The organism is Paraclostridium sordellii (assembly GCF_000953675.1).
GTDB classification, from domain to species: Bacteria; Bacillota; Clostridia; order Peptostreptococcales; family Peptostreptococcaceae; genus Paraclostridium; species Paraclostridium sordellii.
In genome coordinates this window covers 630261-642893 of record NZ_LN679998.1, presented here as the reverse complement: position 1 = coordinate 642893, position 12633 = coordinate 630261, and the positions used below count along the sequence as shown (strand labels likewise).

The window sequence follows — 12633 nt, the reverse complement described above, 5'->3', positions numbered from 1 at the left end:
ATTATGAAAAGAACAGAAAGACTTTCATTATTATTAAATGAGAATAATTTAGATGCAATATTTTTGACAAAACGCTCTAACGTAAATTATATTAGTAAATTTACAGATGAAGCTGCATTTGTTTTAGCTTGCAAAGATAAATTTTATCTTATTACTGATGGTAGATTTACTGAATTAGCTCAGAAAGAATGTGTAGGTTTTGAAGTTGTAAACTGGCATTTATTTGATAGAAATCTTATAAAAGCAGTTAGTCATATTTGCAATGAAAATGGTGTAAAAAAATTAGGGTTTGAAAGAAGCAATATAACATTTGATAAATATGAAGATTTAAAAAATATATTATCTAATGTAGATTTAATAGGAACTGATGGTCTTATAGAATCTTTAAGATATGTAAAAGATGAATCTGAAGCAAGTTACATAAAAAAAGCTTGTGAAATAGGTGATAAAGCTCTTGAAGAATTAGTTCCTCACATAAAAGTTGGTGTTAGTGAAAAAGAATTATGTGCTAGACTTGAATTTTACTTAAAAATGAACGGTGCTGACGAAATAGGTTTTGAAACTATCTTAATCTCCGGTACTAAAACTTCCCTGCCTCATGGTAAGCCTGATAATAAACTAATAGAGGATGGGGATTTTGTAACTATAGATTTTGGTGCCAAATATAATGGATATATTTCAGATATGACTAGAACTTTTATAGTGGGTAACCCTAGTGAAAAACAATTGGAAATTTATAATCTTGTTAAAGAAGCTCAACTAGTGGGTCTTAGCAAGATAAAATCTGGAGCACTAGCTTTTGAGCCTGACCAAGCAATCAGAGAAGTTATTAAAAAATATGAAGAGTTTTACTACCCTGGAATAGGTCATGGTGTTGGAATGGACCTTCATGAAGAACCATTTTTAGGTAACTATGGAACTAAAGTAATAGAAAAAGGTTGTATAATAACTATGGAACCTGGTTTATATATTCCAGGCTTTGGTGGAGTTAGAATAGAAGATTCTGTAATTGTCAAAGATGATGGAATAGAAATACTTACTAAGTTTCCTAAAGAACTTATGATTTTATAAATAAAAAAGTGAGCTAAATTTAGCTCACTTTTTCTATTCTGACATTTTTTCAAGTTTTTTATTAAGTATTAATAATAATGCTCCAACTATTGCTAAAAACACAGGTATTATTATAAATACTTGAAGCATTCCCAATTTATCTATTATAACTTGTACATATCCTGATAACTTATTTGCTGCAAATATACTACCAAACCATATTCCCATAAATAAAGACGAGTACTTTTCTGGTGCTAATCTATCGACCATCCCATATCCTACTGGAGAAAAACACATTTCTCCTACACTTTGTAATGTTATAAATAAAATTATCCATATAACACTAGCTTTTGTAGTTGTACTAGGATCTGTCCCACTTATATTTACAGCAATTATCATAAATATAAATGCTATAGCTAAGAAAATAAACCCTAAACTCATTTTAGTTGATATATTTAAATCTCCTCTTTTACTTTGAGATAACTTTAGCCATATAACAGCCATTATAGGACCTAGTATTACACATAATAATCCATTGTAAGAGTCAATCCATGAAGTTGGTATTGTAAAGTTTCCTACATTTAAATTAACAAAACTTTGAGTATATAATGCTATAGACATGGATGCTTGATTATACGCCATCCAGAAAAATATTGTAAAAAATGCTAGTATAAGTATTACTACCATTCTTTTTTTCTCTTTTATAGTTAATGGTGTTTTTGCTAACTCCCTTTTTCTTTCTAAATCTTCTTTTTTACTTATATTTGTACTACTATTTTTTAGAAATTTCTTTTGACCTAAAGTAAAAACTAAAAATCCTATGAAGGCAATTATTGCTGCTGTTAAAAATACGTACTTGTATCCATAAAAAGTTATTTCTCCTCCGCTTTTTTGTGAAAACCATTCATTAGCTATAAGTCCACATAATAAAGGTCCAAATAATACCCCTATATTTGTAAAAGTATATGTTATTGAAAATGCACCATCTTTTCTTGAGTCATTCTTATCATAAAGAGTACCTACTAATGTATTTAAATTTCCTTTGTAAAATCCACCACCTATAACTGCTAACACTATCATAATTGTTATCTGAGCTTTGGATTTAGCTAGAAATCCCATAAAATAAGCTATTGATACAGTTAATACTCCTATTGATACACAAGCCTTTGGACCTAAAAATCTATCACTAATCCAGCCCCCTACAACTGGTGATAAATAAGACCAAGCCATAAATGATGCAAGCATAGCCGATGCCTCCGCTGCGCTTAATCCCAATCCACCTTTACTTACTTGTTCTGCTAAAAATAAAACTAATACTAGTTTCATTCCATAGTAAGCAAAGTTTACAAATGAATAAATCGATCCACAAAAATATAATGCTTTTGGATGCTTAATCTTTTGTGTTGCTGTTTGATTTCCCATAATATACCCCCATTGTTTAGTTTTCATATTAATATAAAGTGTAGTAACCTTTAGTAAAATTTTCAATATTATTCTCATTATTTTAGTTTAAATTTGAAACTATATAACTAATACTAAAATATTTTGTGTTTCTTTGTATTTTTTCAAATTCAAATGATTGTTTTATATTGTTTAAAATAAATTTAAATAGGTATTAATAATAGTATTAATATATTTTTGGAGGTTAATATGAGTTTTCAAGATATAAATAAACTATCTAATTCTAGTGAAAATGCTTGTGCAATATTATACAATTTTAATAATAAAGAATTAACTATGTTAAAAAATATATGTGGTTTAATAGGAATTAAAGAAAAAATAATTCTTACTCCTAAAAATGGTAATTCTTTGGTTAAAGATGTGTTAGAAGGAAAATTAGATGATAAATGTGAAAATGGTTTAATAAATAAAGCTGTTGTATTTAATAATGTTGACCATTCTAAAATCCATTCTTTTATAGACTCTTTAAAAAAATTTAGAATACCTACACCTTTAATAGCGGTGGTAACAGAAACTTCTTTAAATTGGGATATAAATACTTTAGTAGGTAACTTATTAGAAGAGCGTGAAGCTTTAAAAGCTGGTAAACCTATTAATCATTAATAAAAAACCTCGTAATAAAATTTACGAGGTTTCTTATATTGTTTGAAGTTTTCTTGGAACATAAAAAAATGAAATAATTGATATTATCCAAAAACTTATATTAAATTTTAAAACTAGCGAACCTAAAAATGCCATTCCCACTATATTTAAAGCCTTTATAGATTTAGTTCTTTGATATGTATATAGCCTAATATATGCATATGCATCTCTTATTAAAAAATAATAAATTATATATTTTATAGTTTCTGTCACTGTAAGTAAGTATACATGAGTTATATCAACTCCAGCTAAATCCTTAATTTGAATAATAAGTAAATATAATAAACCTATATATACTGTAAATTTAGAACAAGATATATAATTTGCATACTTTCTTATATTTTTTAGTATGTAAAACTTTTGACTTGCTACTTCTTTTAAACACTTTATTCTGCTTCCTATAAATAAACTTCCAAAATAAGTCATTATGATAGTTCCTAAAGGAAGAGTTGCAATAAGAATATATACTAATGAAGATTTTACACTTTCACTAAGTGGAACTTTAGCCAATATCTCTTGGTAATCTTTCATAATACTAAATCCAATTAAGTTGGAAAATAAAACATCTACTAATACCATTATAAAACACGATATTATACTTAAATAAAATAAATCATCTAGCATTTTAGTTTTTTTATTAATTATAAAACCGCACATTATTCCAATTATCATACTTTGGGTCATGCAAATTGCAGAAGCTATGTCTCCCATGATTAAACCTATTATAACTAAACAAATTAACATAGCAAGTGCGCTAAACTTAAAATCACATCTTAAGTATATAATTGCAATAAATATTGGAACTATCATATCTATATAAAGTGCATATAAAAAACCTGTTGATATTGCAAAAATACTACAAACTACAAATAAAGCAGACATAATCGCTGCTTCAGTCATTTTTCTTATTTCCATGTAACTCCTTCTTTCTTAATTTTATTAATATTAGTATATTATATCATATACTAAATTTTGGAATAATATATAAAAAATAGTTACCTAAAATTTTAGGTAACTATTTTTTATATATTATTTCTTAAGCTTTTTTATGATTTTTTATAAATAAAGATGCAATTAATCCTAGTATTGCTATAACTGCTGTTCCTATAAATAAATGTGCATACCCTTGATTCATAGTATACTGATACGCATTTTCTATTGCAGGTTTAGCTTTATCTAAACTAACAAAATAATTATTTTTTAATATATCAAAATGCATATTAGGATTAGCTCCCATAGTATGTTGAAGTCCATTAAACATAGATTCTACAAATGATTTTACAGTGTTAAATATATTTGTGACATCTGCATTTTGAAACTTCTCCATCATTTGAGAAGACATGTGTCCGCTTCCTAAAGCCCCCCCTGGAATCTGTGGCATTACTTTTTCAATTGCACCTGGTACTTTTCTACCTGCATCTGATACAAAATTTATAAGTAAGTTTGGTGAAACTGCAACCCCTATTGAACGAAGTAATGATACAGTTGATTGCCCCATAGAAATTTCTTCTGGCTTAACTAAGCTCATCATTAAATAATTTATTGGAGTTCCCATAGTAAATCCCATACCAGCTCCCATAAATACTAAACCTATTGTTAAGTTTGTAAAATTTGGATGATTGGCTGTTACTAATGCTTGATATAGAACCCCTATTATATTTACACCAAAGCCTAGTAAAAGTAATTTTTTAACTCCAAATTTATCTATGAATTTACCACCTAAAGGTGCTGCTATACCTGTAAAAACAGCAAATAGTGTTACTACATACCCTCCACTACCTCTTTTAATTCTTAGTACATTTTCTGAAAATTGTGGTAAAAATACTGTACTCATAAGTCCACATCCAACTATAAAACTTAAAAATAAAGTTAATGCTGTTTGCTTATTTGTAAAGAAGTTTAAATTTAAAACAGGATCTTCTGCTCTTTTTTCTGTAGATATAAACAATGGAATAAAAGCTATAAATATTATTAAATAAGGCCATACATCCATTGATTGAATTGAATTTGCAAAATCATAGAATTTTAAGTTTGTTAAACCATACATTATTGATGCAACCATAACACTTAATACTACAGAACCCCATATATCCATTTTTTTAACTTTAGATTCTTTCTTATTTTCTTTTAATTTGAATGCCGCAATTATTATAATAATACTTATTGGAACGTTTATTAAAAATAAAAATCCCCATCTACTATTTCCAGTCATAGAAAGTACAAAACTTCCTAACGTAGGTCCAAGTACCGTTGCTATCCCATATACTCCCCCTACCATACCAAGGGCTGAACCTCTTTTTTCCTCTGGAAAAGAAGCTCCTATATAAGCTGTGGCAATTGGCATTATACCTCCTCCACCTATCGCTTGAATTACTCTTGAAGTTAATAAAAATTGATAACTTCCTACTATATCAGATACTCCACAAAGTAATGAACCTGTTGCAAATAATATAACACATATCATATATACCTTTTTTCTACCATATGTATCTGCTAATTTTCCTGTAATTGGCATAGAGACCGCATAAGCTAATGTATATATAGTTATCATCCATACACTTGCAGACTCGGTTATACCTAGTCCATTAGCTATTACATCTCTTGCTGGAGATACTATACCTGAATCCATAGCCCCCATAAAAATTCCAAGTAAGAAAACTAACATAGCTATACCTGTGCCATTTTTCTTCTGTACTTCGCTCATAAAATACACTCCTCATAATTAAATTTTATCTTAATTAATGTAAGAGATATTTTTCAATTAAAGTTATAACCATTTTAAAATATAATATTAAAATATTCTATACTAAAACAACTACAATTTTTACTTACATTAATCAATTATATTGTTAAATTTTTATTTCTTTACCAATCATTCATATACCCATTATAAAAATATTTATTCATTTATAAAATTTTAAAGAGAAGTGAAAATAGAAAAAACTATTTTCACTTCTCTTTAATCAAACTTAAATGGATTAACTCTTATAGCATTATTGTATAAAAATGGATATGATTTATTTAAATATTCTAAATATGAAATCCATTGTATCGAGATATTTTTGTATACTCTTATAACATCATTTTCTAAATGATTTATATTTAATTCTAAATTATCATCTTTCTCCATAAATATAATTTCATCTCTTAAGTGGACCACAGACATAAGTAAATCAGTAAAAATTTGATGCTGAAATACATTCTCATTACTTATTAATGTTACAAATAAATTGTTATTCTCTAATAATATATTTTTTATTGAACATAAATCAATATTGTTCATATCAACTTTATAATCATATTCATTTAAGCATTTTTTTATATTATTTAAATCTTCAAAATTTGTTATGTAATTTTTTGCATCTTTATCTGAATCTATAATAAGATGCATTAATTTTCCACCAACTTCTGTAAAAAATATACCAACTAGCATATTTATTTTTTCTATTCTATCTTTTTTAGCTCTATAATCTATTAATTTTTCAAGTATTATAGTTACAACTAAACTGTTTATAGGAATAAAACATAAATTCATAAGGGAATAATATGCAGTGTTTAGTGCTTGCCCGAAAACTAGATAGTGTATTAAAAACATTACGGCTGATAAAGCAATTAATATAAATGATATAACGAAATAATATCTAATTTTTTTCATTTAAGTACTCCTTTATAAAAACTTTTAAATTCTTTAAGTATTATAACATATATTATAATTTAATACTTTTCTTTAATTTTCTATGCTCTAAATTACTTAATAAGCCCTATTTTAAAGTCTTAAAATCAATATACTTAAATTTAATTAGGTAATTATATCTTTTAAAGATTTTAAACTTTTTTACCCATATTTAATAAGATAATTATATATTTTCAAACTATAAAAATTATTCAAATATATATATTCATCTTATTTATTAAGGAACTTTAGTTTTACTATTTAAAATTAAAGTTAAATGCTATATACTCTTTAATATTAAAAGAAATGAAGGGGGTTTTTACTTTTATGCTTAAAAAAATAAACAAAATACTTGTCGCTAATAGAGGTGAAATTGCTATTAGAATATTTAGAGCTTGCTCTGAATTAGGAATAAAAAGTGTATGTATTTACAGCAAGGAAGATAAATATTCATTATTTAGAACAAAAGCCGATGAATCTTATTTAATTGGAGAAGATAAAGGTCCTATAGATGCTTACCTAGATATGGATAGTATAATAGATTTAGCTAAAGAAAAAAATGTAGATGCAATCCATCCTGGATATGGCTTTTTATCTGAAAATCCAGAATTTGTACGTAAATGCGAAGAAAATGGAATAATATTTATCGGTCCATCAGCAGATATAATGAATATGATGGGAGATAAAATTAACTCTAAACAAATAGCTAAAAATGCAGATGTCCCAACTATTCCTGGTGTTGATACATCAATTAAAAGTATTGATCAAGCAAAGGAAATAGCTCAAAAAATAGGATATCCGATAATGCTTAAAGCCTCTAATGGCGGCGGTGGTAGAGGTATGAGAGTTGTATATAAAGAAGAAGATTTAAGCATAGAATATGAAACTGCTTGTAGTGAGTCAAAAAAAGCCTTTGGTGAAGATATGATTTTTATAGAAAAGTATATATCAAATCCAAAACACATAGAAGTTCAAATTTTAGGCGATATGTATGGAAATATTGTCCACTTATATGAAAGAGACTGCTCTGTTCAAAGAAGGCATCAAAAAATTATTGAATATGCCCCAGCATTTTCTCTATCAAGTAAGTTAAGAGAAAAAATTTGTGAAAACGCGGTAAAGATAGCTAAACATGTTGGTTATGTAAATGCTGGTACCCTTGAGTTTTTAGTGGATGATAATGAAAATTTTTATTTTATAGAAATGAATCCTAGAGTCCAAGTTGAACATACTGTAACTGAAATGATAACAGGAATAGACATAGTTCAAAGTCAAATATTAATAGCAAAAGGTCACAGATTAGATAGTGAAGAAATTAATATCAAGAACCAAAATGATATACAAGTAAGAGGATACTCTATCCAATGTAGAATAACAACTGAAGATCCTAAAAATAACTTTATGCCTGATACAGGTAAAGTTCAAGTTTATAGAACTGGCTCAGGATTTGGTATAAGACTAGATGGTGGTAATGGCTTTACAGGCTCTACTATAAGCCCTTACTATGATAGCTTATTGGTTAAAACAATATCTTGGGATAGAACTTTTAAGGGAGCGATAAATAAAACTATTCGTTCTGTAAAAGAACTTCGAATTAGAGGCGTTAAAACAAACGTTGGTTTTTTAATTAATGTATTGAATAATCCAATATTTGAATGTGGAAAATGCAGTACAAAATTTATTGATGAAAATCCCGAGTTATTTGATATAAAAGAAAGCAAAGATAGAGGAACAAAGTTACTACAATTTATAGGTAATACAATAGTAAATGAAAATAACTGTAACCAAAAACCAAAATTTGAATCTCTATATACTCCTAATATAAAAGAATCTATTATAAATAAAAATAAAGAAGGTAGTAGAGATTTATTCAATAAACTTGGTAAAGAAAAATATATAGAAAGTATAAAAAACGAAAAAAAATTATTACTAACAGATACAACTATGCGAGATGCTCATCAATCTCTTCTAGCTACAAGACTTAGAAGCTATGACTTGTTAAAAGTAGCTAAACCTACAAATGAATATATGAAAGATTTATTTTCTCTAGAAATGTGGGGAGGAGCAACTTATGATGTAGCTTATAGATTTTTAAAAGAATCTCCTTGGATAAGATTAGAGAAACTAAGAGAAGAAATACCTAATATTATGTTTCAAATGCTGTTTAGAGCTTCTAATGGTGTAGGTTATAAGAATTATCCAGATAATGTTATAAAAGAGTTTTTAAAAGAGTCTGCTAATAAAGGCATCGATATTTTTAGAATTTTTGACTCTCTTAACTGGGTTGAAAATATGAAACCATCTATTTATACTGCACTTGAAACTGGTAAAATAGTTGAATCTACTATTTGCTATACAGGAGATATTCTAGATTCATCAAGGAGTAAATACAACTTAGAGTACTATATAAAAATGGCTAAACAATTAGAAGAATTAGGTTCAGATATAATTTGTATAAAAGATATGGCTGGTCTTTTAAAACCTTATGCAGCCTATACACTTATTAAAGAATTAAAAGCAAATATAAATACTCCTATTCACCTTCATACTCATGATACTAGTGGTAATGGTGTTGCAACTTGTTTAATGGCTAGTGAAGCTGGTGTTGATATTGTAGATACTGCCCTTGAAACAATGTCATCTCTTACAAGTCAACCATCTTTAAATGCTGTTGTAGAGGCTTTAAAAAATACAGAAAGAGATACAAAAATAGACTTGTATGGATATGAAGAACTAGGAAATTATTATAAAGATTTACGAAAAGTTTATTCTAAGTTTGAAAGTGATTTAAAAAATCCGTCTGCCGAAATATATAAATATGAAATCCCAGGTGGTCAATATACTAATTTAAAACCCCAAGCTGATAGCCTAGGCTTATCTGATAAATTTGATTTAGTTAAAGAAAAATATAAAGAATCTAATGAAATTTTAGGTGATATTATAAAGGTAACTCCTTCGTCTAAAGTTGTTGGTGACTTGGCTATTTTCATGGTTAAAAATAAACTTAATAATAAAAATATACTATCAGAAGGTAAAAATTTAGCTTTTCCTGACTCAGTAGTTGATTATTGTAAAGGTATGATAGGCCAACCTGAAGGTGGTATACCTAAAGATATACAAAAAGTCGTTTTAAAGGGTGAAAACCCTATAACAGCTAGACCTGGAACACTAATAGAAAATGAAAATTTTGATAATATAAAAAAATATCTTGATACTACTTTTAATATGGATTCAAATATTAGAAATATATTAAGTTATACTCTTTACCCTAAAGTTTATGAGGATTACTTAAAACATTTACAACTTTATAATGATATATCTAAGCTTGAAAGTCATGTATATTTTTACGGTTTAGATATTGGTGAAGAGTGTGAGGTAGAAATCGAAGAAGGTAAGATTTTAACTATTAAATTAGTCGAAATAGGAGATACAAAAGAAGATGGAACAAAAACAATATCTTTTGAATTAAATGGAATGATGCGAGATATTGAAATAAAAGATAATAACTATTCTTCCAATATAAAAGATATAGTAAAAGCAGATATGAATAATCCACTTCAAATTGGTGCTAGTATACCTGGTAAAGTAGCTAAAATTTTGGTTAAAGAAAATCAAGTTGTTAAGAAAAACGAACCAATTATAATTATTGAAGCTATGAAGATGGAAACCGTAATAGTTGCAAAATCTGATGGTACAATTAAAAACATTCATGTAAGTCAAGATGACTTAGTTAAAGATAAACAGTTATTAATAGAAATGAAGTAAAAAAGAACCTATTTAAGGTTCTTTTTTACTTATCTATTTTATTAAATACTACATTTACTTTAAATAAATCTCCATCTATTTGAATATCAAAGTCCCCACCTTGAAGTTCAACTAAATCTCGAGCAATAGCTAATCCAAGTCCACTACCTTCTGTATTTCTGGCTAAATCTCCTCTTTTAAATCTTTCAATTATTTCATCTGCTTCAAAATTCAATTCATATGCCGATATATTTTTAAAAGATATATATACTTTTTCTTCTTCTAACTTCATGTCTATATATACTCTAGTATTGTGAAGGGAGTACTTAGATATATTAATTAATAAATTTTCAAAGACTCTATACATCCTTTTTCCATCACAATTAATATATATTTGTTCTTTAGGTAAATTCACTTTTAAATCTAAGTTAGCTTTAGAAATCTTTTCTTCATTTTCTCCAATACTCTGTCTTAATAACTGATTCAAATCTAATTTTTCTATATTAAGATCTATATTCCCACTACTAGCTTTACTGGCTTCAAATAAATCTTCTATTAGAACTTTTAATCTTTTTGATTTATTGTCTAATATATTTATATAATCTTTTAAGTACTCAGGCTCTATATTTTCTTCTTTTTTTATTAAATCTACATAGTTTATTATAGAAGTTAATGGAGTTTTTAAATCATGACTTACATTTGTTATAAGTTCAGCTTTCATTCTCTCACTTCTAAATTTTTCATCTATTGCATTTTCAAGACCTTCACTTAAGTTATTTATATCTTGAGCAAATATAGCTAATGTATCCTTCCCCTTTATCTCTATCTTATGATTTATATTTCCATTTTTTATCTCTTTAGTTCCTTTTATTATTTCGTCTAAGTAATCTAATTTATTTAATATAATCCCTGTTATTATAACTAAGCTTAAAGTTATATATCCAGATATTGCAATTAACATAAATAATGGATTATACCAATATTCAGTAGTATATAAAAACATAAATATTAAACCTGCAATAATTACTATTATTAATTCTACTAAAATTAATCTTTTTACTAATGGTAGTTTATTTTTATACTTAATAATATTTTTAATTATGTTTATAAAAAATCTACATACATTGTAAGTAATACTATTAGTTATTAAACCTTTCTTATTATCTAAGTTTTTAAAGTATATTATCCATATTGTAAGTAATGTAATAGCTATAAATTTAGCAATAATCGATACAATATAACCAAAATCTAGAATTAGCGAAAAAAGTAATATACTTATACCTACTATATAAATTTCTATAGGTATTTTTCTATATATTTTTAAAAGGATTCCATCTTTGTTAATAAGTTTCCCTTTAATTTTTATACACGCTATTAAAGAAATTATACTTACAACACATGAGGATATTAAAACTTTAAATAAAGTATCTATATAATTACGATTATATTTAAAATCATCTTGATATGATTTTAATCCAAATTGATCGTAATCATTTATATCTTTAGGAATAGAAATACTTATTGATATAGAATCTGAGTTCCCTTGCATTCCCCAAAAAGAATTTGCATATACACTTGAAGATAATCTTTTTTTATCAATTATCTTCGTATATGTACTTTTACTATTATTTAAATCAATTTCTAGATTACAATAATCATTTTGGTTTTTTCTAAAATCTTCATTAGTTTTATAATTAGTATTTGTGTAAACCTTACCTGTTGAATTATTTTTTACAAAAAATTTTATATCTTTAAATTCATTTAACATATTCCTTGCATCTTCTATAGATTCCTTCTCATAATCATTTGAATTTGAAGTTGCTACTATCATCTTATCTATTAAATTTTGAAGAATCTGATTATCAAATACATTTGTTTCAAAAAAAGTATCTGCATATATTTTATTATTTTTATTTAATAAGATACTTTGCCTTGCAACATGAATTTCATATCCAAACATCATTTTTTGTCCTGTAGATATAAATATTGATATTGATGCTAAAAATATAATTAAAAATACAAATTTTATCCCTCTCTTATCTTTATTTACCTTATCCATTTAT

At 26.4% G+C, this 12633-nt stretch carries 8 protein-coding genes; 3 read left to right on the top strand and 5 right to left on the bottom strand.

The features are described 5' to 3' along the window. Positions 1-3 precede the first annotated feature (3 nt). Complete coding sequence (locus tag ATCC9714_RS03105) at positions 4-1071, top strand: M24 family metallopeptidase (RefSeq protein WP_057544432.1); 1068 nt, start codon at positions 4-6, stop codon at positions 1069-1071. A gap of 33 nt (positions 1072-1104) precedes the next feature. On the opposite strand, the gene ATCC9714_RS03100 is transcribed toward ATCC9714_RS03105, so the two are convergent. Next, positions 1105-2472 (bottom strand): peptide MFS transporter, encoded by a 1368-nt coding sequence (locus ATCC9714_RS03100; protein ID WP_057544431.1) that lies wholly within the window; start codon positions 2470-2472, stop codon positions 1105-1107. 228 nt (positions 2473-2700) lie between these two features. Here ATCC9714_RS03100 and ATCC9714_RS03095 point away from each other — a divergent pair, with 228 nt between their 5' ends. Beyond that, a complete protein-coding gene (locus ATCC9714_RS03095) occupies positions 2701-3114 on the top strand; it encodes a DUF3783 domain-containing protein (protein WP_021125340.1) in 414 nt (137 codons plus the stop codon). A 33-nt stretch (positions 3115-3147) separates the two neighbouring features. Here the strand turns inward: ATCC9714_RS03095 and ATCC9714_RS03090 are convergent, their stop codons facing one another. The 3 genes from ATCC9714_RS03090 to ATCC9714_RS03080 all read right to left on the bottom strand — a co-directional run bounded on the left by ATCC9714_RS03090 (position 3148) and on the right by ATCC9714_RS03080 (position 6808). Beyond that, complete coding sequence (locus ATCC9714_RS03090; protein WP_057544430.1) at positions 3148-4068, bottom strand: DUF2232 domain-containing protein; 921 nt, start codon at positions 4066-4068, stop codon at positions 3148-3150. A gap of 121 nt (positions 4069-4189) precedes the next feature. Next, positions 4190-5857: an MFS transporter gene (locus ATCC9714_RS03085; protein WP_057544429.1), complete on the bottom strand. Its 1668-nt coding sequence runs from the start codon at positions 5855-5857 to the stop codon at positions 4190-4192. A gap of 255 nt (positions 5858-6112) precedes the next feature. Further along, positions 6113-6808 carry a hypothetical protein gene (locus tag ATCC9714_RS03080; protein WP_021128928.1) on the bottom strand — a complete coding sequence of 232 codons (696 nt, stop codon included), beginning with the start codon at positions 6806-6808 and terminating at the stop codon, positions 6113-6115. Between the two features lie 345 nt (positions 6809-7153). On the opposite strand from ATCC9714_RS03080, the gene ATCC9714_RS03075 reads away from it, so the two are divergent. After that, positions 7154-10591 carry a pyruvate carboxylase gene (locus tag ATCC9714_RS03075; RefSeq protein WP_057544428.1) on the top strand — a complete coding sequence of 1146 codons (3438 nt, stop codon included), beginning with the start codon at positions 7154-7156 and terminating at the stop codon, positions 10589-10591. Positions 10592-10616: 25 nt separating this feature from the next. On the opposite strand, the gene ATCC9714_RS03070 is transcribed toward ATCC9714_RS03075, so the two are convergent. Continuing rightward, positions 10617-12629: a sensor histidine kinase gene (locus ATCC9714_RS03070; RefSeq protein ID WP_057544427.1), complete on the bottom strand. Its 2013-nt coding sequence runs from the start codon at positions 12627-12629 to the stop codon at positions 10617-10619. Between the last annotated feature and the right edge of the window lie 4 nt (positions 12630-12633).

What these genes read in the sequence shown, in the direction of transcription:
- ATCC9714_RS03105 (WP_057544432.1), top strand. Translation starts at nt 4, where the DNA reads ATGAAAAGAACAGAAAGACTTTCATTATTATTAAATGAGAATAATTTA.
- ATCC9714_RS03100 (WP_057544431.1), bottom strand. Translation starts at nt 2,472, where the DNA reads ATGGGAAATCAAACAGCAACACAAAAGATTAAGCATCCAAAAGCATTA.
- ATCC9714_RS03095 (WP_021125340.1), top strand. Translation starts at nt 2,701, where the DNA reads ATGAGTTTTCAAGATATAAATAAACTATCTAATTCTAGTGAAAATGCT.
- ATCC9714_RS03090 (WP_057544430.1), bottom strand. Translation starts at nt 4,068, where the DNA reads ATGGAAATAAGAAAAATGACTGAAGCAGCGATTATGTCTGCTTTATTT.
- ATCC9714_RS03085 (WP_057544429.1), bottom strand. Translation starts at nt 5,857, where the DNA reads ATGAGCGAAGTACAGAAGAAAAATGGCACAGGTATAGCTATGTTAGTT.
- ATCC9714_RS03080 (WP_021128928.1), bottom strand. Translation starts at nt 6,808, where the DNA reads ATGAAAAAAATTAGATATTATTTCGTTATATCATTTATATTAATTGCT.
- ATCC9714_RS03075 (WP_057544428.1), top strand. Translation starts at nt 7,154, where the DNA reads ATGCTTAAAAAAATAAACAAAATACTTGTCGCTAATAGAGGTGAAATT.
- ATCC9714_RS03070 (WP_057544427.1), bottom strand. Translation starts at nt 12,629, where the DNA reads ATGGATAAGGTAAATAAAGATAAGAGAGGGATAAAATTTGTATTTTTA.